This window comes from Mycobacterium uberis (assembly GCF_003408705.1).
GTDB lineage: Bacteria > Actinomycetota > Actinomycetes > Mycobacteriales > Mycobacteriaceae > Mycobacterium > Mycobacterium uberis.
In genome coordinates, this window is the sequence record NZ_QAYL01000015.1 from 136,465 (window position 1) to 159,283 (window position 22,819).

17 protein-coding genes and 6 pseudogenes are annotated in these 22,819 nt (G+C 60.1%); 16 read left to right on the top strand and 7 right to left on the bottom strand.

The features are described from left to right. Nucleotides 1-5: 5 nt before the first annotated feature. Together MUBE_RS09765 and MUBE_RS09770 are read right to left on the bottom strand one after the other, a co-directional pair. Nucleotides 6-494 carry a ferritin-like domain-containing protein gene (locus MUBE_RS09765; protein ID WP_116540376.1) on the bottom strand — a complete coding sequence of 163 codons (489 nt, stop codon included), beginning with the start codon at nt 492-494 and terminating at the stop codon, nt 6-8. Then, nucleotides 491-1,000, bottom strand: a complete 510-nt coding sequence (locus MUBE_RS09770) for a hypothetical protein (protein WP_116540377.1) — start codon at nt 998-1,000, stop codon at nt 491-493. Before MUBE_RS09770 ends, MUBE_RS09765 begins: the two co-directional genes overlap by 4 nt. A gap of 154 nt (nt 1,001-1,154) precedes the next feature. Between MUBE_RS09770 and MUBE_RS09775 the strand changes: the two genes are divergently transcribed. The 6 genes and pseudogenes from MUBE_RS09775 (at nt 1,155) to MUBE_RS09800 (ending at nt 7,584) form a co-directional block, all read left to right on the top strand. Further along, the gene (locus tag MUBE_RS09775; protein WP_116540438.1) at nt 1,155-1,697 is read left to right on the top strand and encodes an LSm family protein; all 543 of its coding nucleotides are present in this window, start codon (nt 1,155-1,157) and stop codon (nt 1,695-1,697) included. Then, complete coding sequence (gene nusA / locus MUBE_RS09780) at nt 1,694-2,731, top strand: transcription termination factor NusA (protein ID WP_116540378.1); 1,038 nt, start codon at nt 1,694-1,696, stop codon at nt 2,729-2,731. Before MUBE_RS09775 ends, nusA begins: the two co-directional genes overlap by 4 nt. Before the next feature lie 129 nt (nt 2,732-2,860). Continuing rightward, entirely contained in the window at nt 2,861-3,232 is a 372-nt protein-coding gene (locus MUBE_RS09785) for a YlxR family protein (RefSeq protein ID WP_207801691.1), read from the top strand. Between the two features lie 63 nt (nt 3,233-3,295). Next, nucleotides 3,296-6,091, top strand: a complete 2,796-nt coding sequence (gene infB, locus MUBE_RS09790; protein WP_116540379.1) for a translation initiation factor IF-2 — start codon at nt 3,296-3,298, stop codon at nt 6,089-6,091. A gap of 11 nt (nt 6,092-6,102) precedes the next feature. Next, nucleotides 6,103-6,564: a 30S ribosome-binding factor RbfA gene (gene rbfA / locus MUBE_RS09795; RefSeq protein ID WP_116540380.1), complete on the top strand. Its 462-nt coding sequence runs from the start codon at nt 6,103-6,105 to the stop codon at nt 6,562-6,564. Nucleotides 6,565-6,572: 8 nt separating this feature from the next. Further along, nucleotides 6,573-7,584: pseudogene (locus MUBE_RS09800) on the top strand (DHH family phosphoesterase). Nucleotides 7,585-7,609: 25 nt separating this feature from the next. Here MUBE_RS09800 and proS read toward each other — a convergent pair. After that, entirely contained in the window at nt 7,610-9,052 is a 1,443-nt protein-coding gene (gene proS / locus MUBE_RS09805; RefSeq protein WP_116540381.1) for a proline--tRNA ligase, read from the bottom strand. A gap of 163 nt (nt 9,053-9,215) precedes the next feature. Next, nucleotides 9,216-9,494: pseudogene (locus MUBE_RS09810) on the bottom strand (enoyl-CoA hydratase); the annotation flags it as partial. A 34-nt stretch (nt 9,495-9,528) separates the two neighbouring features. Between MUBE_RS09810 and MUBE_RS09815 the strand changes: the two are divergent. Together MUBE_RS09815 and MUBE_RS09820 are read left to right on the top strand one after the other, a co-directional pair. Continuing rightward, nucleotides 9,529-9,870 carry a DUF2277 family protein gene (locus MUBE_RS09815; RefSeq protein WP_424399074.1) on the top strand — a complete coding sequence of 114 codons (342 nt, stop codon included), beginning with the start codon at nt 9,529-9,531 and terminating at the stop codon, nt 9,868-9,870. A gap of 38 nt (nt 9,871-9,908) precedes the next feature. Further along, nucleotides 9,909-10,416 (top strand): annotated as a pseudogene (locus MUBE_RS09820) (DUF1802 family protein). 2 nt (nt 10,417-10,418) lie between these two features. Here the strand turns inward: MUBE_RS09820 and MUBE_RS20335 are convergent. Both MUBE_RS20335 and MUBE_RS09830 read right to left on the bottom strand, forming a co-directional pair. Next, nucleotides 10,419-11,928, bottom strand: a pseudogene (locus MUBE_RS20335) (CocE/NonD family hydrolase); the annotation flags it as partial. 46 nt (nt 11,929-11,974) lie between these two features. Further along, nucleotides 11,975-12,556 carry a DUF3558 domain-containing protein gene (locus MUBE_RS09830; RefSeq protein ID WP_116540383.1) on the bottom strand — a complete coding sequence of 194 codons (582 nt, stop codon included), beginning with the start codon at nt 12,554-12,556 and terminating at the stop codon, nt 11,975-11,977. A gap of 88 nt (nt 12,557-12,644) precedes the next feature. Between MUBE_RS09830 and MUBE_RS09835 the strand changes: the two genes are divergently transcribed. The 4 genes and pseudogenes from MUBE_RS09835 to MUBE_RS09850 form a co-directional block, all read left to right on the top strand. Beyond that, nucleotides 12,645-13,592 (top strand): metallophosphoesterase family protein, encoded by a 948-nt coding sequence (locus MUBE_RS09835; protein ID WP_116540384.1) that lies wholly within the window; start codon nt 12,645-12,647, stop codon nt 13,590-13,592. After that, on the top strand, nt 13,589-14,272 hold the full coding sequence (pptT, locus tag MUBE_RS09840; protein ID WP_116540385.1) for a 4'-phosphopantetheinyl transferase PptT: 684 nt from the start codon (nt 13,589-13,591) through the stop codon (nt 14,270-14,272). The genes MUBE_RS09835 and pptT overlap by 4 nt, the downstream gene beginning before the upstream one ends. Beyond that, entirely contained in the window at nt 14,269-15,225 is a 957-nt protein-coding gene (gene truB, locus MUBE_RS09845) for a tRNA pseudouridine(55) synthase TruB (RefSeq protein ID WP_116540386.1), read from the top strand. Before pptT ends, truB begins: the two co-directional genes overlap by 4 nt. A gap of 192 nt (nt 15,226-15,417) precedes the next feature. Beyond that, nucleotides 15,418-16,539 (top strand): annotated as a pseudogene (locus MUBE_RS09850) (thiolase C-terminal domain-containing protein); the annotation flags it as partial. A gap of 98 nt (nt 16,540-16,637) precedes the next feature. On the opposite strand, the pseudogene MUBE_RS09855 reads toward MUBE_RS09850, so the two are convergent. Then, nucleotides 16,638-17,273, bottom strand: a pseudogene (locus MUBE_RS09855) (metal-dependent transcriptional regulator). Nucleotides 17,274-17,465: 192 nt separating this feature from the next. Here MUBE_RS09855 and MUBE_RS09860 point away from each other — a divergent pair. From MUBE_RS09860 to MUBE_RS09875, 4 genes are all read left to right on the top strand, one after another. After that, nucleotides 17,466-18,437: a bifunctional riboflavin kinase/FAD synthetase gene (locus MUBE_RS09860; RefSeq protein WP_207801692.1), complete on the top strand. Its 972-nt coding sequence runs from the start codon at nt 17,466-17,468 to the stop codon at nt 18,435-18,437. A 116-nt stretch (nt 18,438-18,553) separates the two neighbouring features. Continuing rightward, a complete protein-coding gene (rpsO, locus tag MUBE_RS09865) occupies nt 18,554-18,823 on the top strand; it encodes a 30S ribosomal protein S15 (RefSeq protein ID WP_116540441.1) in 270 nt (89 codons plus the stop codon). Nucleotides 18,824-19,161: 338 nt separating this feature from the next. Beyond that, nucleotides 19,162-21,453, top strand: a complete 2,292-nt coding sequence (locus MUBE_RS09870; RefSeq protein WP_116540442.1) for a polyribonucleotide nucleotidyltransferase — start codon at nt 19,162-19,164, stop codon at nt 21,451-21,453. Beyond that, nucleotides 21,431-22,807 carry a M16 family metallopeptidase gene (locus MUBE_RS09875; protein ID WP_116540388.1) on the top strand — a complete coding sequence of 459 codons (1,377 nt, stop codon included), beginning with the start codon at nt 21,431-21,433 and terminating at the stop codon, nt 22,805-22,807. The genes MUBE_RS09870 and MUBE_RS09875 overlap by 23 nt, the downstream gene beginning before the upstream one ends. The last annotated feature ends 12 nt before the right edge of the window (nt 22,808-22,819 follow it).

Genomic DNA, 22,819 nt, shown 5'->3' on the forward strand with positions numbered 1-22,819 from the left:
TCACGCTATTCGTTGCCGCCCGGGAAGGCAGTGGTGATGGGCCAGGCGCCCAGAACTTTGTTCCATCGTGCAGCCATGACCGCGCTTTGGGCTAGAGCTGTTGTGGCGAACGCGCGGTCATTGGCGGTCTCGGCGACAGCCCGCCAGGCCGTCGCTCCGTCGTTTTCCATCCGCACTGCTAGGCGTGCCGCATCTGCCGCACTGCCGACCAGCATGGGGAGCTGGTAGCCAGAGGCGGCTACCGGAGGGGTGATGCGGCGGGCAGTCAGCATCGCGATGACATCGTCGCGACGTTGGCGATGCTGGGTCAGGGCGTCTACCACCAGACTGTTGACACTCGGGGGTGACAGTGCCGACACGATGCCGTAGCCGTAAATAGTCGAGTGCTCAACGGCAAGCGCATCACTCAGCGCAGCGTTGTCGGAATTCGTGCCAACCGGAGTCCGTGTGGATGTGGCGACCGTGGTGGGTGTGTTGGGCTCAATGGATGTCATATCGATGGCCCTCCGGGAACCAGCGCAACCGTGTAGGATGCCGTGCAGGAAGCGGCTATGGAGGCGAGCAGTCCGGCTCGGTACCCCGATGAAGTGGAGACTAGGCGACTGGCACCCTCCGCTGATGTGCGCAGTGCATCTATCACGTCGGATACCAGTGGCGGAGGGCCAGGTGGGCTGGTGACGATCGTGTTGCTCGGGGCGGAGGCGAGCTTACCGGTGGCTCGGGAAATCTCGGTGGCCAGTGCGCGGGCGTGTGCGGTGCGTTGGGTGGCGACCACAGCCAGCGCGGCAGCGATCTGTGGCGGGTTGTCGACGGCAGCCGCAGCGGTGGACGCCAACGCACTGTCGCGCCTGGCCTGGCCCAATGGACCTAGTAGCTCTTCAACCCCTGGGGTCTTGGATGGGGACTCGCTGCAGGCGGAGACGCACACCCCGAGCACAGCTAGAGCGGCACCACCGGCGAGCACACACCGCCTATTGATGACCGGTACTGGGCTGTGCACAGCAACATCCTGCCATTGAGACCGACTGAGGCACGATGAGGCAAGGCTAGGCACGATGAGGTGACCTTGATGACACGATCACCTGGTGATTCACGATCCCTGGCGTATCGTTGGCCATTGGATTCCGCCGACAACTCAAGATGAGGAGCTCGCCGTGAGCACCGGGCTACTTTCGCAGACACAGGTAATCGAGCTGCTCGGTAGAGAGTTCGCACGTGCTAGCTACGAGATCGAGGACCTGGTCATCGACACTCGGTCTCAACCGCCTTGGATTACGGTGATCGCCTACAGCTACACGACCTTCGACCTAGATACAATAGCGACTCTGTCGCGTTCGGTATCGACGTTACTGGACGGCCTGGATAGCATCGTGGACCGCTATGTCTTCGGAGTCAGTTCGCTCAGTGTGGAACGACTGCTGAACAGCAAGAAGCACTTCCGCCGAACCTGCGGCCACGAGGTTGAACTGGCCTTGTCGAACAGAGCGCAGCTGACCGGTCGAGTTGGGCAGACGTGCGACGACACGGTGGTGTTGGTGGTCCGCGACGACCGCGACCGGGTGGTACGCGCGATCCTGCTTGTTGAAATCATGGAAGTTGTTGTCCAGGAGGAATGTTCACCATATACACCAGTCGAACTGGAGCTAGCGACTGGGGTGATCAGGGGACAGGCCCGCAGAACGGAGGCCGGAACATGAACATTGACATGGCCGCGCTACATGCAATCGAGGCAGATCGGGGTATCTCGGTCAATGAGTTGCTCGACACAATCAGGTCCGCCTTGCTGACCGCCTATCGGCATACCCAGGGCCACCAGATGGACGCCCGTATCAACATCGACCGCAAAACCGGCGTCGTGAGGGTGATCGCTCGCGAGGTCGATGACGACGGCAGTGTCATCAGTGAATGGGATGACACGCCGGAGGGTTTTGGCCGTATCGCGGCTACTACCGCGCGTCAAGTAATGCTGCAGCGATTTCGCGACGCCGAAAATGAGCGCACTTACGGCGAGTTCTCCACCCGCGAAGGTGAGATTGTCGCAGGTGTGATCCAGCGCGACAGCCGGGCCAATGCCCGTGGACTAGTTGTCGTCCGGATGGGCAGCGAGACCAAGGCCTCCGAAGGTGTGATCCCGGTAGCCGAACAGGTTCCCGGTGAGAACTACGAACATGGCAACCGTTTGCGGTGTTATGTGGTTGGTGTGACTCGTGGGGCGCGTGAGCCGCTGATCACCTTGTCCCGCACCCACCCCAGCCTGGTTCGTAAGCTCTTCTCGTTGGAAGTCCCGGAGATCGCCGACGGATCGGTGGAGATTGTGGCGGTGGCTCGGGAGGCCGGCCATCGCTCCAAGATCGCGGTAACTTCCCGCGTTCCCGGCCTAAATGCCAAAGGGGCCTGTATCGGTCCTATGGGCCAACGGGTCCGCAATGTGATGAGCGAGCTTTCCGGTGAGAAGATCGACATCATTGACTATGACGAGGACCCGGCGCGTTTCGTCGCCAATGCGTTGTCGCCCGCGAGAGTGGTCTCGGTGTCGGTTATCGATCAGACTGCCCGCGCGGCGCGTGTAGTGGTACCCGATTTTCAGTTGTCGCTGGCCATCGGCAAAGAGGGGCAGAATGCGCGGTTAGCTGCCCGGCTTACTGGGTGGCGTATTGACATCCGCGGTGATTCACCGCCGCGCTCGGCGGGCCAGCCCGAACAGAATGCCAGCCATGGGATAGCCCATTAACTTCTATGCAACTTAGTGCAGCTTCTATTACCTTGGTAGTGCAGCGGAGTAAGGGCGATCTGGGCAGTTTGGTTCAAGCGCAGCCCCCGGATGATTCTGACCAAAGGTGCGGTAACGCTAGACTTAGCCGTGATCCAGCGTGAGTATTCGGCATTGGTCCAGCACCACACTGATGGGCCAGTGCGGGCCTGTGTCGGGTGCCGAAAACGGGAGCTGGCCGTCGAACTGCTTCGGGTGGTTGCGATGTCAACGGGGAACGGCAGTTATGCCGTGATCGTTGATCCAGCGAGTAGCCTTCCGGGTCGGGGTGCGTGGTTGCATCCTGATATGCAGTGCGTGCAACAAGCGACTCGGCGGCGAGCTTTTACCAGGGCGCTGCGCATCGCCGGTTCACCGGATACATCCGCGGTGGTCGAGCACATAGAGTTTCTCTGTGCGCCCGATCGTCTCGGCAACAGAACAGGTAGCAAAGAACATGAGCACACCGTGAAGTCCCGATGACAATGCGTCATAGCTAAACCCGAGGCGCGGCCCACCACTGTCGCCTCATAGACAGGAGATGTAGTGGCAGGTAAAGCCCGCGTACACGAGTTGGCTAAGGAACTCGGTGTTACCAGCAAAGAAGTCCTCGCTCGGCTAAATGAGCAGGGTGAATTCGTAAAGTCCGCATCGTCGACGGTTGAGGCGCCGGTCGCTCGCCGGCTCCGTGAGTCATTTGGTAATAGCAAATCGACCGTGGATAAGGGCGCTGAGAAAGTTGCCACAAAAGCCCCAGCGAAACGCCTCGGCGAGTCGCTTGATCAAACCCGTGACCGGGCCCTCGATAAGGTGATCGAAAAGACCGCAGGCAACGGCGCGATGACTGCTTCACCGACCCAGGCCGCTGATACTATTGACGTGGCGCCTATTGCGGCTGGCCAGGGCCCCGTAACCGCACCCCGCGAGGCACCTGCGTCGCCGGCGCTGCCTTTGGGACAACCGTCGGTGCCACTTTTAGGGCAGCCGGGAGCTCCGATCCCTGGCCAACAGGTCACCCCAACGACATCCCATCCGGGGATGTCGGCTGCTCCGCGTCCTGGGTCGGCACCCAAGCCGGGGGTTCGTCCCCCACGCGTCGGTAATAACCCGTTCTCGTCGACGCAGCCTGTCGACCGGTCCATCCCGCGTCCACCGGCATCCCGTCCCGGAGTGGCCCGGTCAGGGGTGCCACGCTCAGGTGCTTCGCCGAACAGTATGCCTCCGCGTCCTGGGGGTGCATCTGGTGGACTCCGTCCACCACGTACCGGTGCGCCGCGACCCGGTGGGGGTCGGTCGGGCGGTTCCGGTGGCGGTATCTATCGTGGCGGGGGTGTAAGCCCCGCACCGGGTGGCGGCTCGGGTGTTTTTCGGGGTCGTCCCGGTGGCGGCGGCTCTGGTGGTGGCCGCTCCGGGCAGCGTGGCGGTGCGGCCGGTGCGTTTGGCCGTCCCGGTGGTGCACCCCGGCGCGGTCGCAAGTCCAAGCGGCAGAAGCGCCAGGAGTACGATTCGATGCAAGCTCCTGTCGTTGGCGGCGTGCGGTTACCGCATGGCAACGGCGAGACGATTCGATTGGCGCGTGGAGCATCCCTATCGGACTTCGCCGAAAAGATCGATGCTAATCCAGGTGCCCTGGTACAGGCGCTGTTCAACCTCGGAGAGATGGTGACGGCCACCCAGTCGGTCGGCGACGAGACGCTTGAGTTGCTCGGCAGCGAGATGAATTACAATATTCAGGTCGTCAGCCCTGAGGACGAAGACCGCGAGCTGCTGGAGTCCTTCGACCTCACTTACGGCGAGGACCAGGGTGGCGAAGGCGAATTGCAGACCCGTCCGCCAGTCGTGACAGTGATGGGCCATGTCGACCACGGCAAGACTCGCCTGCTGGACACCATTCGCAAGGCTAATGTCCGCGAGGCCGAGGCCGGCGGTATCACCCAGCACATCGGTGCCTACCAGGTCGGAGTCGACCTCGACGACAGTGAGCGGTTGATCACCTTCATCGACACTCCGGGACATGAGGCGTTCACCGCCATGCGTGCTCGGGGTGCCAAGGCCACTGACATCGCCATCCTGGTGGTCGCTGCCGACGACGGTGTGATGCCGCAAACGGTGGAGGCCATCAATCATGCGCAGGCCGCTGATGTGCCAATCGTTGTAGCAGTCAACAAGATCGATAAGGAAGGTGCCGACTCGGCTAAGATCCGCGGCCAGCTTACCGAATATGGCTTGGTGGCAGAGGATTTTGGTGGTGACACCATGTTCGTCGACATTTCGGCGAAGGTGGGTACCAACATTGAGGCCCTGCTCGAGGCGGTGTTGCTAACCGCCGACGCCGCTCTGGACTTGCGGGCCAACCCTGACATGGAGGCTCAGGGTGTGGCGATCGAGGCGCACCTGGACCGCGGTCGGGGTCCGGTCGCCACGGTGTTGGTGCAACGCGGCACACTGCGGGTTGGCGACTCGGTCGTCGCCGGCGACGCGTACGGTCGTGTCCGCCGCATGGTCGACGAGCACGGCGAGGATGTCGAGACGGCGCTGCCATCACGTCCGGTGCAGGTTATCGGGTTCACGTCGGTGCCTGGTGCCGGTGACAACTTCTTGGTCGTCGACGAGGACCGCATTGCCCGCCAGATCGCCGACCGGCGTAGCGCCCGTAAGCGCAACGCTCTGGCGGCGCGTTCGCGCAAGCGGATTAGCTTGGAGGACCTGGATTCAGCGCTGAAGGAAACCAGCCAGCTGAACCTGATCCTCAAGGGTGACAATGCTGGCACGGTGGAGGCGCTGGAAGAGACACTGATGGGCATACAGGTCGACGACGAGGTCGCGCTGCGCGTCATCGATCGCGGCGTCGGTGGCATTACCGAGACCAACGTCAACCTGGCATCTGCCTCGGATGCGATCATCATCGGCTTCAACGTGCGCGCCGAAGGTAAAGCGACCGAGCTGGCCAACCGTGAGGGCGTGGAGATCCGCTACTACTCGGTGATCTACCAAGCGATCGACGAGATCGAAAAGGCCTTGCGTGGCATGCTCAAACCGATTTACGAGGAGAATCAGCTGGGTTGTGCCGAGATCCGGGCGCTGTTCCGCTCCTCTAAGGTCGGTATCATCGCCGGCTGCATGATCAGCTCAGGTGTGGTGCGGCGCAACGCGAAGGCCAGGCTGTTGCGGGACAACATTGTGGTCACCGACAACCTCACTGTGACCTCGTTGCGTCGGGAAAAGGATGACGTGACTGAGGTGCGTGAAGGTTTCGAGTGCGGTATGACATTGGGCTACTCCGATATCAAGGAGGGTGATGTCATTGAGTCCTACGAGCTGGTAGAGAAACAACGTGTGTAGGTACGTCTTTTATGGCTGATCAGGCTCGTGCGCATCGGTTGGCCAAGCGGATCTGTACGGTCATCGCCTCAGCCCTCGAGTTCGAGATTAAGGATCCCGGGCTGGATGGGGTAACCATAGTCGATGCGAAGGTGACCGCTGACCTGCACGACGCGACGGTGTTTTACACGGTGATGGGACGCACGTTGGACACCGAGCCCGACTACACTGTCGCCGCCGCTGCGCTGGACCGGGCTAAGGGGAACTTGCGCAGTAAGGTCGGGGCGGATATCGGTGTGCGATTCACTCCGACCCTGACGTTCACCCGGGACACGACGTCCGACAGCGTGGCTCGGATGGAAGAGTTGCTGGCCCGTGCACGCGCTGCGGATGCCAATGTGGCGCAGGTCCGCTTGGGGGCAAAGCCGGCAGGGGAGGCCGATCCGTACCGTGACAAGGGGGTCGGTGGTGGAACTGGGCGGGATCGATATTGAGGACGCCAATGACGGCGATTGAACCGAAGACTGAGCTGTTCAGTGTCTCGCTCACGCGGGCGCCTGTGGACGCCTTCGGCGCCGTCGAGTTGCTGTCGGCCGCGACGACGGTCGGAGTGATCTGTCACATTCATCCCGACGCAGATACCATTGGTGCTGGCCTGGCCCTGGCCGCGGTGCTCAATAGGTGCGACAAGCAGGTAGAGGTCAGTTTCGCCGCACCGGAGGCGCTGTCGGAGCCGCTGCGGTCGCTGCCTGGCTGCCATCTGCTAGTTAGCTCCAACATGATGCGCCGCGATGTCGATTTGGTTGTGACCGTTGACGTTCCGAGTGTTAATCGGCTCGGTAGGCTGAGTGACTTCGTCACCCCTGGTCAGCAGCTGCTGGTCATTGATCACCATGCATCTAACGACATGTTCGGCACCGCGAATTTCGTTGATCCGTCGGTGGATTCCACCACGATGTTGGTTGCTGAACTTCTCGATGCATGGAGAAATCCGATCGAGCCTGAGGTCGCACACTGCAATATACGCCGGGTTGACGACGGACACCAGGTCATTCCGGTGGGCCAGTGCGCGTGCCCTACGACTAGCAGCACGGCTGGTCGACATCGGTGTGGATAACGCCGCGGTGAGCCGAGCACTGATCGATAGCCATCCGTTTGAGTGGCTGTCGATGCTGTCGCGCGTGCTAGGCTCCGCGCAGTTGTTGCCCGACGCGATCGGTGGTCGCGGCTTAGTTTACGTGGTGGTTGACAATCAGGACTGGGTGAGTTCATGCCGAGAGGAGGTCGAGAGCATCGTCGACATCGTGCTTGCTACCCAGCAGGCTGAGGTAGCGGTGGTGTTCAAGGAAGTCGACCGTCAACGGTGGTTGGTATCGATGCGAGCCAAGACCGCCGTGGATCTGGCGGCGGTCGCGTCGGGGTTCGGTGGCGGTGGCCACCGGCTGGCCGCCGGCTATTCGACCACGGGCCCGATCGATGATGTGGTGACCGCACTGCGTGCAGCGTTTGATTAACGAAGCGCTGGCTAGGACCGCCTGGTCAGTAGGCTCGCGCGAAGACGACTCTCTTGTCATAAGCAGATGGCGCATAGCAGCGTATGCACCGTCCGGTAGCGGGGGCACCGTGCTGAGGTATGCATCGGGGGGTGGCCGTTGTTTCGGCTTTGATGTTGTCTTCGCATTCCTGGTTGCCGCAATGCAGGGCAAGTGCCCATCCTGTGGCGATGGTTGTTGTGAAAGCGTCCCAGTTGTCGACCAGTGCGGTGTGATCATCCCGGAATTGGGTGGCACGCTGCAGCAAGTCGCATTGGAATTCGTCGAGGACGCTGGGGATTTCAGTCGGGGCAGCTGCGATGGTAATAGGCTGTTTGACTTTCTCACCGATGCGCTTGACCATGACCGTGGTTCCAGCGTCGATATCGCGCGGTCCGAGTTCGAGGCGGATCGGTACCCCGTGGAGCTCCCAGTCGTTGTACTTCCAACCGGGCGTCAACTGTGGACGCGCATCCACATGCGTGCGAACTCCGGCGGCTTGCAGACGTCGGGCCAGGTCTGCGGCGGCATGTTCGACCTCGGATGCCTTGTTGCCGCTAGTGATTGGCACGATGACAACTTGGTAAGGGGCCACCCGGGGTGGGAGAACGAGGCCTTTGTCATCGCCGTGAACCATCACGATAGCCCCGACCAGCCGCGTACTTAGCCCAAAAGACGTTGTGTGCACAAACGCTTGTTGTTCTTCGGCGGTGGTGTAGCGGATGTTGAAAGCCCGGGCGAAGTTATCGCCCAGGTAATGGGTGGTCGCGGATTGCAACGCTTTCCCATCGCGCATCATTGCTTCGATGGTGTAGGTGTTGAGTGCACCGGCGAACCGCTCACCGGCAGTTTTCTCCCCAGGAACAACCGGAATGGCAGCCATATCACGAGCCAATGCAGTGTAGATGTCCAGCGCAAGTAAAGTTTCACGGAGGGCATCAGACTTTTCGACGTAAGCTGAGTGAGCTTCTTGCCACAGAAACTCATTCGTGCGTAGCAACATTCGAGACCGAAGTTCCCAACGGACCACGTTCGCCCACTGATTCAACCGCAACGGTAAGTCGCGGTGGGAGGTGATCCATTTAGCCATCATGTCGCCGATGACGGTCTCGGAGGTGGGACGGATCACAAGTGGCTCCGCGAGCTCCTTGCCGCCGGCATGGGTAACGACCGCCAGCTCCGGGTTAAACCCTTCGACATGCTCAGCTTCCCGGTTGAAGTAGTTCTCCGGGATCAGCATCGGGAAGTAGGCATTCTCGTGGCCGAGTTCCTTGATCTTGCCGTCAAGCTCGGCCTGCAACAGTTCCCAAATTCGGTAGCCGTACGGGCGGATCACCATGGTTCCCTTGGCGGGTCCTCGATCAACTAGTCCTGCCTTGGCGACGACTTCGTTATACCAGGCGGAGAAGTCGTCTTCCTGGCGAGGCACGCCTCGCTCATTGCGTCCCATGGATTGCGCAGTTTACCTGCCGACCTCGTCGCCAGAACACGGCGGCCTATAGTTGGTGTCGACCTGATCGCGATGGTCGCGCAGTGTCAAAGATGTTTTGCCGCACACAGGGGTCGCAATCCCGCTCGGATCGATGTCTAGTAGCTGTTATTCGCCGCCTGCTCTAGTGTACCTGCGAACATCCACGTCGGAGCACGGCCTCGCGGTTGGCAGCGATATCTTCGCCACTGGCCCGAAATGGCTTGGTCGCCGTCGTTTCCAGACATAGCCTCCCGGTGTTCTGCGACTCGTCGATCCGGTGGTAGGACGCCAGTAATGCCCGTACCGCGTTTTGATTGTTGCCGACGATACTTGCTGCCACCTGGCGAACACCGGCCAGCAGTGGAGCGTGCGGTACCACCCCGGTGATCGGACTGGCCCGCAGCGTGGCAGCGGCCAACAAGCAGTAATTGACTGCTGGACGATGACAACTGTCTATGCCATCGTCGGTAAGGGTCTGGGAGGATCGTCGCTGTGATTTATATCTGGTGGGCTTTACCGTAGCGATCCGGCACTTAATCGTGGTAGGCATGTACTGGAATAGTATCGAACTGCACAGGTTGCAATACGCAGCCACGGCGGAAGAGATCGTGGTGTCAGCGCGCCGGTATGTGCCCAAAATTAGTGGCATCATCCATCTGTCGACGGTAAATGCCGAGGCGTTTGAGGCGGCGTTCGCCGAGGTCAACGTGACGACGACGCGATTGCGGACAGCGCTGCTGCCGCGGCGTCAGACACCTAAGACCATGCCATCGCTGCGCCGACTGACCACCGGATGATGCAGGTGGCGACTACGCTGGCGCTGAAGGAGTGAAGCGTGGTCGTGCGCGCACTGCTGAATGGTCGTCAGTGTGTGTTACTACGCATGGGTGGCATCCGAGAAAGAGCGATTTGAGGTAGCGGTCCAGGAGTTCTTGCTGTTGCCGGCGGTCACCCATAGCCACCCGGCTGAGGCACGGTCCGCGCATCAAGATTTACTAGATAGCTGTGGCCGCCGACAGCACCGACGACTATTTTCTTGTGCGCACTACAGTGAAAGCTGTTGCCGTGATTGAAGTTCACTGCACAGGTGGTTTGGAGGAAATGGAGTGCCTGCATGTCTGTGGACCGCCGGGTCAATGCGTGCTGACCGGCTCGACTTCCGGCTCAAACACAAACTCACGGTGTTCGTGGTATCCGGGATTCCCCTGGCCGAGCCGTTGCGGCTGACCCGGATTCCCGCGTATGCGGAGTGCCGCTGACCTGCACGAGACATTGGGGCTCCAGTGCACGATGCCGCCGCGCTAACTTGCGTCGCGGTCAGGGTCCGCGACGCGGTCGGTTGATGGGGTCGCATCGGCCAAGAAGGGGCGAAATGCACCGCATGGGTGGCCGGTGTTAGCTGTCGGTCCGCCAGCGTCAGTTCGTGCGTGCCGAAGTTGCGCGCGTAGCGGGGGAACCAGTTACTGGCTATTAGGACTCGGATGCGTGATCCAGTGTTGAAGTGGTGGGAGATCGTGTCGAGTTTGGTGCTAACGACTTCTGGCAGTTGTTGCCCGGCACTTAGCCGTCGGTAGCTGTCGCTGACGTTGCACAACTGGCCCTTGGCGTCGACTTCGCTCACCCGGACGAACAGGTCGCCATTGGGGTTGTCCGGAGAGTGTGCCAACTCAACTATCGGGTTTCCGTGCATGTACAGATCCTTAGGTGAGGGGGACGCCGGTGCAGGGCGAACACTTCGTAGCACAGCGCCAGGCGGCTGTCGTCGCGATAACCGCCGGATGGCAACAGCATTGGATCTCCGGTGGTCGTTGTCGGGTCGGCGGGGTTATAGCGAAATGTCACTGGTGGCTGCCTCTGTACCGGCGCGGTCTCGCCTAGGCGGTTGTCGGGCGCTAGACTACAGTACATGGTGGCGGGCGGCCAGTCGGACAGGTCGCGCTAGCCGCGGCCGGTTCCTCGCCTAGGTGAGTATTCAGCCAAGTTAATGATTCTCGAGCGTTGGTAGCTCGCCCCTTAAGAGCAGCTGAGTGTGTGTCCAAGGCCTGATCGTCAACGCGACATCGACGTGGACCACGTATCTGCCGGTACTACTGCAGCGTTTGCCGGAAGAAGATGTCTTGTCGGCCCCTTACCGGCAACATCGGCACTTCGATAAGCTCGGCGTCGAGCCGCATCTGTAGTTCCGAGCGGATCGTTATGATCGCAATGTTCGATCCACGATTCGAACTATGGAGCACCCACGTCAAGCAGTGTCCTGGCTGCAGCACTCGGTGGAATTTCACCGGCTGTGCGTGCCACTTTCCGTCGCGCCCGCAGCTAGCGGATGCGTTGCGGATCCTACTGGTGCGCAATCAGATCGCTTTAGCTCATAAAATCGTTGACGGTGGACGAGCTGTCGCCCCACACTTGAGGCATGGAGATCGTGCAGGAGCTGCGGTGATAACGTCCGCGGCCAGTTCCGGTGGTGGATCGTGTAACAGCGCTCACTGGGTGAACTACAGGCCTGACAGTCCAATGGTGTCGAACCGTCCTGGTGAACCAGGGCTGCTGACGCAGCCAGGTTCACGGTGTCGACACCGTTGATCATTGGCTCGAATACGCTGCCTGACCTTAACATCCCGTGCCACCACTTGGTAGTCGTGGGTGGCGTACAGTCTGCCAAACATCAGCAAGAACGGCCAGAGGATCCGCGGACCAGTAAGGTGCCAGCCAGACTCGACGTGATCGGTATGTAGTGGTCTGCAATCAGGTGGGTGCCGTAGCGCATCAGGACTTGGACTTCGGCGTACAATGCAGCGGGTGGTAGTCCGGGGCAGTCCCAACAGTACGCCGGTAGCGTTGCCGCCGAGTTGCATGGTCTAAGGTGCGCACGACTCCAGGATAGGATTTGTCGATTGGCAGTTAGAACTTGTAGTATGGGGAAAGGTCGTTCGCCCGCTGCAGGTTGGTGGAGGGGCAGTCGACGGGGGGGTTAGAGTAGATTGCCGAGTAGAATAACGCTTGCTGAATTACCCCGTAGCTGGTCTTGAACGTAACCATACAGGAGTAGTACCAGAAGCTATTGTGGTAGGTCGGCTTCATAACCCAGTACTGTGCGGCACGGTGGCCATTTATCGTGGTCTCAATGGCATCAGGGGGCAGTGTCTGTGCGTAGGTGCGCCAGATGATCGCTTCGATGGCCATCTGATAGTTACCGCCGTCATAGTGGCAGCGCAGCCCGCTCTCGTGTTCGGGGGGCGTGAATGCTAGCCCGAGTCGCTGCACGGTATCGAAAGGGATGTCCTCACAGGGATCGAACGGGCGCGGGTCGCTGGTCGCTACGACTGGGCTCTTCATGGTGGTTTTCATCGGCTTGCCGGTTGACCGCAGCTGCACGGTCCTGCCTGTGGTTGGCCGCGAGAAGTCCTGGGCGCCCACCGTTCCCCCGATGACCGCTGTGATCAACGCAGCGAGTGCTCCTATAAGACGGACCCTGGTGAACATGTCACTTCCAACCTCTCTCCGATCCCTTGCCGGGAGTGTAGACCGGGTCGCGACGCTAGGCTGAGCAACCGTGGCAACACAGGAGCTGATGGGTAGCGGAGAGCCGACGTTGTGGGCGATCTCCGACCTGCACACTAGTCACGTTGGTAATAAGCCGGTCACCGAATCGTTGCGCCCGTCGTCGCCAGAGGATTGGCTGATCGTAGCCGGTGACGTCGCTGAACGTACCGACGAGATTCGTTGGACCCTTGACCTGTTGCGGCGGCGCTTCGCCAAGGTTATTTGGGTACCTGGTAACCATGAGCTGTGGACGATTAACCGGGATCCGATGCAGATTTTTGGCCGGGCGCGCTACGAATACCTGGTCGCTATGTGCGACGAACTGGGCGTGGTTACGCCCGAGCATCCGTTCCCGGTGTGGACGGAGCGTGGCGGCCCAGCCACGATCGTGCCGATGTTTTTGCTTTACGACTACACCTTTTGGCCCACCGGTGCCGACAGCAAAGCCGAAGGTTTGGCCATCGCGCGGGACCGCAACGTGATAGCTACCGACGAATGCCTTCTCTCACCGGAGCCGTACGTCACTCGTGAGGCTTGGTGTCATGACCGGCTCGATATCACCCGGGCCCGTCTTGAACAACTCGACTGGATGACACCGACCGTGCTGGTAAACCATTTTCCGTTAGTACGAGAACCCTGCGACGCTTTGTTCTATCCGGAATTTTCGCTGTGGTGTGGAACCACCAAAACCGCTGACTGGCATACCCGCTACAACGCAGTCTGTTCGGTCTACGGTCACCTACATATTCCGCGTACCACCTGGTATGACGAGGTGCGTTTCGAGGAGGTATCGGTGGGTTATCCGCGGGAGTGGCGGCGCCGTAAGCCCTATAGTTGGCTGCGTCAGGTGTTGCCGGATCCCCAGTATGTGCTCGGCTATCTCAACGACTTCGGTGGTCACTTCGTGATTACTCCCGAAATGCGTACACAGGCTGTACATTTCCGGGAACGATTGCGGCAGAGGAATTCCCGATGACAGCGAGCATGTTGGTATCATCGGTTCTGCCAGATTACGCGTTGCGGGATCTGGAGTACGCGGAGGTGTACTCTGACCCTCCCGGTCTTAACCCGCTGCCCGAAGAGGAACGGTTGATTGCCAAGTCGGTGGCTAAACGGCGCAATGAATTCATAACTGCTCGTTACTGTGCCCGGATCGCGCTAGGTCGACTCGGGGTGCATCAAGTACCAATTCTCAAGGGAGACAAGGGAGAACCTTGCTGGCCTGATGGTGTGGTGGGGAGTATCACCCACTGCGCTGGCTATCGTGGTGCCGTCGTGGGGCGCAGTGCTGTGGTGCGTTCGGTGGGCATTGACGCCGAACCACATGACGTTTTGCCGAATGGCGTGCTGGATGCCATCAGCTTGCCGGAGGAGCGTAGTGAAATGCGCCGGAAGCTGCCATTGGGACTGCATTGGGACCGAATTTTGTTCTGTGCTAAGGAGGCAACGTACAAGGCGTGGTTTCCGCTGACTAAAAGATGGTTAGGTTTTGAGGATGCCCACATCACTTTTGACGTGGACAGTCTTGGTTCGTTGGGTAGTTTCGTGTCTCGGATCCGAGTCGACGGATCGACGCTGTCGGGTCCACCGCTAACGGCGCTGAACGGTAGGTGGTTAGTCGGCCGCGGCCTGGTGTTGACCGCAATCGTGCTATGAGTGAAAGTCATACAGGAGCAGGCCTCGGTGCGGGAATAGTGATCGTTGACAAGCCGGCCGGTATGACCAGTCACGATGTGGTGGCGTGCTGTCGCCGAATATTTTGCACCCGTAGGGTAGGGCACGCGGGAACGTTAGATCCGATGGCCACTGGCGTGTTGGTGCTGGGGGTCGACCGTGCCACCAAGATCCTGGGCCTGCTGAGCGGGGCCACGAAAGGATACGCTGCCACTATCCGTTTGGGTCAAACCACGTCTACCGAGGACGCCGAAGGTGAACTGCTACAGTGTGTCTCGGCTCGGCACTTGGCAGAGGAGGCGATCGCCGCTGCGATTGGCGGGTTGCGCGGTGATATCAAGCAGGTGCCGTCGGTGGTTAGCGCTATAAAGGTCGACGGTCGTCGCGCTTATCGGCTGGTCCGCGAGGGCCATGCCGTCGAGCTCGACGCTCGGCCAGTACGCATTGATCGGCTCGAGGTGCTGGCTGTTCGACCTGAACCTGGAATCGGATTAGCAGATGTCATCGATCTTGATGTCGCAGTCGACTGTTCATCGGGCACCTACATTCGTGCGCTGGCACGCGACCTCGGCGATGCCCTTGGGGTGGGCGGGCATCTGACGTCGTTACGGCGCACCCGGGTGGGTCGTTTCGGGCTTGACGAGGCACGGTCACTTGAGGACCTGGCGGAGCTACCGCGGCTGAGTAGGACGCTAGACGAAACCTGTTTGCTCATGTTCCCCTCCCGTGGCCTTAGTGTAGGCGAGGTTGAGGCAATTAGCAACGGGCGACCACTTTCGTCGGCCGGTATCGATGGCATCTATGCTGCCAGCGACGCCGACGGTCAAGTGATTGCACTGCTGCGCGACAAGGGCTCGCGGACCAAGTCGGTGGTGGTGTTGCGCCCGGCCACGATGAACATCGTGCGTGGGGAGGAGTTGAGCAATCGGTCCTAGCCTGGTGATGCTATGACGATAGACTGTGTTTGTTAGGGCTTTGATCGTGTGTTCAGGGCCCAGGTTTCGCCATGAGACCGCTCTCAGCGCACACTGAAAACCGCGAGCACACACTTGACAGTGTGTCCCGGCAAGAGCCTAGTGAGGCCAAGTTGCACACTGTCAGGAACAGACGCTCGATAAGGGGAAAAGATGTCCAGCAAGGTTTTCAACAAGGTTTACGCCATCGGCGTTGACATGACAAAGATTTCGAGAAGCTCGGCCGTCGCGAGGGTTGAGACTACCCCGACATGACGTGGGAGTCGGAGACCAATGCGCTCAATGACGTCGGTGCCTTGACGTCCGGGTAGTGGGCGCTCCACGAGCTGGACATGGCCGGGATTCCGATCGTCAACGTGAACAACAACTGCTAGACTAGCTCAATGCCTCCTTTCCCCGGCGGCACAGGCTATCTGCGGCGGGATCGCCGAGTGCACTATTGTGTAGAGCTTCGAGAAGAAGCAACCCAACTTTTTGAATGGTGGTGCCCAGGACCACGAATTGCCGAGGGTCAAGCATGTCAAGATGCTGGCTGCTATCGGCGCGTTCGAATGCCCTTCGTGCCATAGATGTTCGGTTTGCTGGTCGCGAGCATGTGCGGCAATATGGTAGTATTGCCGAGCGTTTCGCGAAGCAAGATTGACTACAAGAACCGCAAGTACTCGATGAACAACCCGTACGTACAGTTCCAGGAGTTCTAAACGCTAGAAGACCTCCTGGCGGCTGAGGGTGGTCTCCGATCCGCTCACCAAACTGCAATGTTAACCGACATCGGACAGTTCGGGCACGGCAGGTCCTGCCCGCGGGATTGTATGTCGACAAGCACGAGTTGGCCGGCCAGGCTGTGGAGATCGTCGGCCAGGCCATGACGACCGACTGTACATCGACCTTCGACGGGACTGCTATAGGGTCTCATCGGCTACTTAAGTAGCACAACAAATCTACGGCTAATCTGGACTTGACACCAAGGGCTTCCCGGTGATCGAGCTGCACGACTACTTTTCAGCCAACGAGTTATTGCGTCTACGACTCCTTTGGCTTGTGTGGCCCAGGCGAGGTGCTCAAGCTAATTAACAACGGTGACACCACTTGCGGTAGACGCTGGATGGTGAATCCGTTCGGTGGCTTGATTTCCAAAAGGCATCCACTGGGGGCGACTGGATTGGCGCAATATGCCGACTGACTTGGCAGCTACGGGGTACCGTCGATACGCGACAGGTCGACAAGGTGACCGCCGCACTGCAACACAACGTCGGGTTAGATGTCGCCGTTGTCTCACCGCCTAGCAGCGAGCCGATCGCTAAGTGTGATCGCCGCCGAGTTGTCGGACGGCGACCCGCTGCGTCTCGCTTCGCTGCGCTCGTGATCGCCCGCTAGGCCACCACCCAGATCGCCCAGGCTGCTGGGCTGCCTAGTTCGACGGTGGTTGCCACGACCTTTGCTGATTCGATCACCACCTAAGATTATTTCGGTGAATTCGCAGCGGACTAAGACCCGTACCCGCGAGTTGAGGTTGATCCCCACGCTGGCGAGATAGCGTAACATCTCGGGGTCGACATCTAGAGATGCGGGTTGCTTATCTTGATATCTCCGTCGCGTAATGCCCACAGCTGACGTGCGGGCGGCGTTGGCACTTGCCCATCGGAGGTCGGGATCGGGTCCCCGTGCAAGTTGCGCCGCGGGAACCCTAGCTTGGCCTTGATGCTTGCTGCCAGGCGATCAGGTACTGCGTGCTCGAGCCCCTCAACCTCGTCGTCTATATTGTCCCAGGTGTAGCCAAGCTCATTGACTAGGAAGGTCTCCAGCAGCCGGCGCCGGCACACAGTAGCTAGCGCTGCTTGCCCCCACACTCAGTTAAGGTTACGGCACTATACTTGGCGTGGTCGATCGCGCCCTGGTCGGCTAGCTTGTGGATCGACTCAGCGGCTGTGCTGGCCGACACACCGAATCTTCTCGGCCAACGTTTTGGTGCTGACTTTTTCCAGTGACTAATCTTACGCAGTCCAGATGACCTTCTAATAGTCCTGCGTAACCGCGATGAGATCGCCAAGCCCAGTCCTCACAGTCAGAAAGTTAGGCAACCTTAGGCAGGAACCACCAGCTTAGGCGTCCCGCTCCAGTAACCCCTAGTGCGGCGCGGACAGCTCGTAATACTAGATCCTGCATCCTGGCGGATTATGTGGAGCCGTAAACTTGCGATCGTGCAGCGGTGGCGGGGACAAGACGAGATCCCCACGGACTGGGGCAGATGCGTGCTTACCATCGGGGTGTTCGATGGCGTGCACCGTGGTCACACCGAACTGATCGCGCACGCGGTAAAGGCTGGTCGTACGCGCAACGTGCCGATCGTTTTAATGACGTTCGATCCGCACCCGATGGAAGTGGTCTCTCCGGGCAGTCACCCGGCGCAGTTGACTACACTGACCCGCCGAGCCGAACTTGTCGAGGAGTCAGGTGTTGACGTGTTCTTGGTGATGCCGTTCACGACCGACTTCATGAAGCTCACGCCGGATCGCTACGTTCACGAGCTGTTGGTCGAACATCTGCATGTGGTGGAGGTCGTGGTAGGCGAGAACTTCACCTTTGGAAAGAAAGCGGCCGGCAACGTCAACACACTGCGTCGGGCCGGGCAGCGGTTTGGGTTTGCGGTGGAGGCGATGTCGTTGTTGTCTGAGCACCACGGCAATGACACCGTGGCATTTTCGTCAACCTACATCCGGTTCTGTGTGAACGTCGGTGACATGATGACGGCGACCAAAGCACTAGGCCGCCCGCACCGCGTCGAGGGGGTGGTGGTCCGCGGCCATGGCCGAGGCGCTGAGTTGGGCTTTCCGACCGCTAATGTTGCGCCGCCGATGTATTCGGCCATCCCGGCCGACGGCGTGTACGCTGCGTGGTTCACCGTGCTTGGACACGGGCCGGTAACTGGCAGTATGGTCCCAGGTGAGCGTTATCAGGCCGCAGTTTCCGTCGGTATCAACCCGACCTTTTCCGGACGCACCCGCACCGTCGAAGCGTTCGTTCTCGACGCTGCCGCCGACCTGTACGGACAGCATGTAGCGCTGGACTTTGTGGGACGCATCCGCGGGCAACGAAAATTTGACTCGGTGGCCGATCTCGTCGCTGAGATGGAGAAGGACACTGACCGAGCGCGGGACCTGCTGTCTGATTAACTGCCTTTGGTTCGGTTAGCTGCTATACTGCCGGACGACATCGGCGCGTGCTGCGGTTCGCGGTAGCCGCGCAATGATGCCTTATGGTCGCGGACCAGTCGATGGAGATGTTACTAGTGGCGTTGACAGCCGAGCAGAAAAAAGAGATTCTGAGCCCTTATGGCCTGCATGAAACCGATACCGGGTCACCGGAAGTGCAGATCGCGCTGCTCACCAAGCGGATCGCGGACTTGACCGAGCACCTCAAGGTGCACAAGCATGACCATCACTCGCGGCGAGGGCTGCTGCTGCTGGTAGGGCGTCGGCGACGGCTGATCAAGTACCTATCGCTGATTGATGTGCAGCGTTATCGCTCGCTGATTGAGCGGTTGGGTCTGCGCCGCTGATCCGCGATACGATGCCGGGGATCAACTCCTGTTAGCAGCGCTAGTAACCCCGTGTAGAGTGGGACCGTTATGGGCCGGCTTGGTCCGAGCAAATGGTGCGGTTCGCGCAGGTCCGCGTGCTCCGTTCCAGTGTGTTACTGTGCACGTCCGAGGGCGTTGCCTGGTTTGTATCGGGCGGTCTTCGGTAGTGGCTGTCGGGCTTTCCGGGTCTGGGGCAGGTCGACCGCTTCGATCGATGGCCGTAGCCGTATTCAGACTGTGCTCTATTGGGAAGCCCCCGGGATTGCGCGCGTGGCGCCGAAACAGTTTGAGTAACGAGAGAGGCCGTGCGGACGATTATGTCTGTAGCTGAAATTGAAGAAGGCGTGTTCGAGGCGACTGCCATCATCGACAATGGGAGCTTCGGCACCCGGACCATCCGTTTTGAAACTGGACGGTTGGCTTTGCAAGCTGCTGGCGCAGTGGTTGCCTACCTGGATGACGATAACATGCTGTTGTCGGCGACTACCGCTAGCAAAAACCCCAAGGAGTATTTCGACTCCTTCCCGTTGACGGTCGATGTTGAGGAGCGGATGTATGCCGCCGGTCGGATCCCCGGCTCGTTCTTTCGTCGTGAGGGCCGGCCTTCCACCGACGCGATCCTGACCTGCCGACTCATCGACCGCCCGTTGCGTCCGTCGTTTGTCGATGGCCTGCGCAACGAGATCCAGGTTGTGGTAACGATTCTGAGTCTGGATCCCAACGATCTCTACGACGTGTTGGCGGTCAACGCTGCCTCAGCCTCCACTCAGCTGGGCGGCCTGCCATTCTCCGGGCCTATCGGGGGTGTACGGGTGGCGCTCATCGATGGCACCTGGGTTGCTTTCCCGACCGTCGAGCAGCTCGAGCGTGCGGTGTTTGATATGGTCGTTGCTGGCCGAAAAGTCGATGGCGATGTCGCCATCATGATGGTAGAGGCCGAGGCCACCGAGAATGTTATCGAGCTTGTCAAGGGCGGTGCTCAGAGGCCGACGGAAGCCGTGGTGGCCCAGGGACTAGAGGCAGCCAAGACGTTTATAGCCGCGCTGTGCACCGCGCAGCAGGAGCTTGCCGACGTGGCTGCACGTCCAACGAGTGAGTACCCCGTATTTCCCGACTACGGCGATGACGTATACTACTCGGTGGCCTCAGTGGCAACAGATGAGCTGCTTGCGGCCCTGACCATCGGCGCTAAGCCCGAGCGCGATCAGCGCACCGACGAGATCAAGACCCAGGTTCTCGAGCGGCTTGCCGACACCTATGAGGGTCGGGAAAAGGAGATTGGCGCCGCATTCCGCTCATTGACCAAGAAATTGGTTCGGCAGCGGATCCTCACCGACCATTTCCGTATCGATGGTCGCGGGGTCACTGACATCCGCGCGTTGTCGGCCGAGGTTGCGGTGGTTCCGCGGGCGCACGGCAGCGCGCTATTCCAGCGTGGCGAAACCCAGATCCTCGGCGTGACCACACTTGACATGGTCAAGATGGCTCAGCAGATTGACTCACTAGGGCCGGAAACGTCCAAGCGATATATGCACCACTACAACTTTCCGCCGTTCTCCACTGGAGAGACTGGTCGGGTCGGCTCACCCAAGCGCCGGGAGATCGGACATGGTGCGTTGGCTGAGCGGGCTCTGGTGCCGGTGCTGCCCAGCGTCGAGGAGTTCCCGTACGCCATCCGCCAGGTATCCGAGGCGTTGGGCTCCAACGGCTCGACCTCGATGGGGTCGGTTTGCGCCTCCACGCTGGCGCTGCTCAACGCCGGCGTGCCGCTTAAGGCTTCGGTGGCGGGAATAGCGATGGGGCTGGTCTCTGACGATGTCGAGGTTAACGGGGTGACCGAGCGTCGTTTTGTTACCTTGACCGACATCCTGGGCGCCGAAGATGTCTTTGGTGACATGGACTTCAAATGCGCAGGCACCAAGGATTTTGTCACCGCGCTGCAGCTCGATACCAAACTTGACGGTATTCCCTCTCAGGTGCTCGCGGGTGCGCTCGCGCAGGCCAAAGATGCTCGGCTGACCATCCTCGAGGTGATGGCTGAAGCCATCGACAGACCCGACGAGATGAGTCCGTATGCACCACGAGTGACTGCCATCAAGGTTCCAGTGGACAAGATCGGTGAAGTCATCGGTCCCAAGGGCAAGGTCATCAACGCCATTACCGAGGAGACCGGTGCGCAGATCTCCATCGAGGACGACGGTACCGTGCTAGTCGGCGCGACCGATGGACCGTCGGCGCAAGCCGCGATTGATAAGATTAATGCTATCGCGAACCCGCAGCTGCCAACGGTCGGCGAGCGGTTTCTCGGAACTGTTGTAAAGACAACCGATTTCGGCGCTTTCGTGTCGCTGCTTCCTGGCCGCGACGGTCTGGTGCACATCTCCAAACTCGGCAAGGGGAAGCGCATCGCGAAGGTCGAAGGCGTGGTGAACGTTGGCGATAAGCTTCGCGTAGAGATAGCAGATATCGACAAACGCGGCAAAATCTCATTGGTCTTGGTGACTGATGATGATTCGTCCTCCGCCTCTGCAGCTCCGGCCGAGGTTGGAGCTGTTCAGGAAGTCGGTCCGGGTACTGCGCCAGCCGATGCCGCGACGGCCAGTAGCTGATCCCGGGGCTAAGCGCGTCCTGCGGAGCAAGCAGGGTGTTGAGGTGAAGACAGAAAAGAAGGTCGAACGATCGGCCGGAGTACGCCGCACCACGCTACCCGGCGGCCTTCGTGTGGTTACTGAACACTTGCCCTCGGTGCGCTCGGCATCGGTCGGGGTCTGGATAGGTGTCGGATCCCGAGATGAGGGTGCCACCGTGGCCGGGGCGGCGCACTTCCTTGAGCATCTGTTGTTCAAATCGACCCCGACGCGCACGGCTGTTGATATTGCGCAGGCGATGGACGCCGTCGGCGGGGAATTGAATGCGTTCACCGCTAAGGAGCACACCTGTTACTACGCACACGTGCTTGACAGCGACTTGGAACTGGCCGTCGACCTGGTCGCCGATGTGGTGCTTAATGGTCGTTGTGCCGTTGACGATGTCGAGCTGGAACGCGACGTCGTGCTCGAGGAGATCGCGATGCGCGACGACGACCCCGAGGACCTGTTGGGTGACATGTTCCTAGCAGCGTTGTTCGGTGACCACCAGGTGGGACGTCCGGTGATAGGCACTGCGGAATCCGTGTCGGCGATGACGCGGGCCCAACTGCACTCCTTCCACGTGCGGCGCTACACACCGGAACGGATGGTCGTCGCCGTGGCCGGCAATGTTGACCACGATGAGGTGGTCACGCTGGTGCGTGAGCACTTCGGATCGCGTTTGATTCGCGGGCGCCAGTCCGCTCTGCCGCGCAAGGGCACTGGGCGAGTAAACGGCTGCCCCGTGTTGACGCTGGGTAAGCGGGACGCCGAACAAACCCACGTGTTGCTAGGGGTCCGCACTCCCGGCCGCAACTGGGAGTATCGTTGGGCACTGTCGGTGTTGCACACCGTGCTGGGTGGAGGATTGAGTTCTCGTCTGTTCCAAGAGGTTCGCGAGACCCGTGGGTTAGCCTATTCAGTGTACTCCGTGCTGGACACCTTTGCCGACAGTGGTGCGTTATCCGTATATGCCGCGTGCTTGCCTGAGCGTTTTGCCGATGTGATGCGGGTAACCAGCGAGGTGCTTGCGTCGGTGGCACGCGATGGCATCACTGAAGCGGAATGCCGCATTGCCAAGGGTTCTTTGCGTGGTGGGCTTGTTCTGGGGTTAGAGGACTCTAGTTCCCGGATGAGCCGGCTCGGTCGCAGCGAATTGAACTACGGCAAACATCGCAGCATTGAGCACACCTTGGCCCAAATCGATGAAGTCACCGTCGAGCAGGTCAACGCGGTGGCTCGCCGGCTGCTGAGTAAGCACTACGGTGCTGCCGTTCTGGGTCCGTATGCATCGAAACGAACTCTGCCACAACAACTTCGGGCAATGGTAAATTAGCTCTGATGATAA

Coding starts and splice junctions, on each gene's coding strand:
- MUBE_RS09765 (WP_116540376.1), bottom strand. CDS start 494: ATGACATCCATTGAGCCCAACACACCCACCACGGTCGCCACATCCACA.
- nusA (WP_116540378.1), top strand. CDS start 1,694: ATGAACATTGACATGGCCGCGCTACATGCAATCGAGGCAGATCGGGGT.
- rbfA (WP_116540380.1), top strand. CDS start 6,103: ATGGCTGATCAGGCTCGTGCGCATCGGTTGGCCAAGCGGATCTGTACG.
- proS (WP_116540381.1), bottom strand. CDS start 9,052: ATGGGACGCAATGAGCGAGGCGTGCCTCGCCAGGAAGACGACTTCTCC.
- MUBE_RS09815 (WP_424399074.1), top strand. CDS start 9,529: ATGCCATCGTCGGTAAGGGTCTGGGAGGATCGTCGCTGTGATTTATAT.
- MUBE_RS09830 (WP_116540383.1), bottom strand. CDS start 12,556: ATGTTCACCAGGGTCCGTCTTATAGGAGCACTCGCTGCGTTGATCACA.
- MUBE_RS09835 (WP_116540384.1), top strand. CDS start 12,645: ATGGGTAGCGGAGAGCCGACGTTGTGGGCGATCTCCGACCTGCACACT.
- pptT (WP_116540385.1), top strand. CDS start 13,589: ATGACAGCGAGCATGTTGGTATCATCGGTTCTGCCAGATTACGCGTTG.
- truB (WP_116540386.1), top strand. CDS start 14,269: ATGAGTGAAAGTCATACAGGAGCAGGCCTCGGTGCGGGAATAGTGATC.
- MUBE_RS09870 (WP_116540442.1), top strand. CDS start 19,162: ATGTCTGTAGCTGAAATTGAAGAAGGCGTGTTCGAGGCGACTGCCATC.
- MUBE_RS09875 (WP_116540388.1), top strand. CDS start 21,431: ATGCCGCGACGGCCAGTAGCTGATCCCGGGGCTAAGCGCGTCCTGCGG.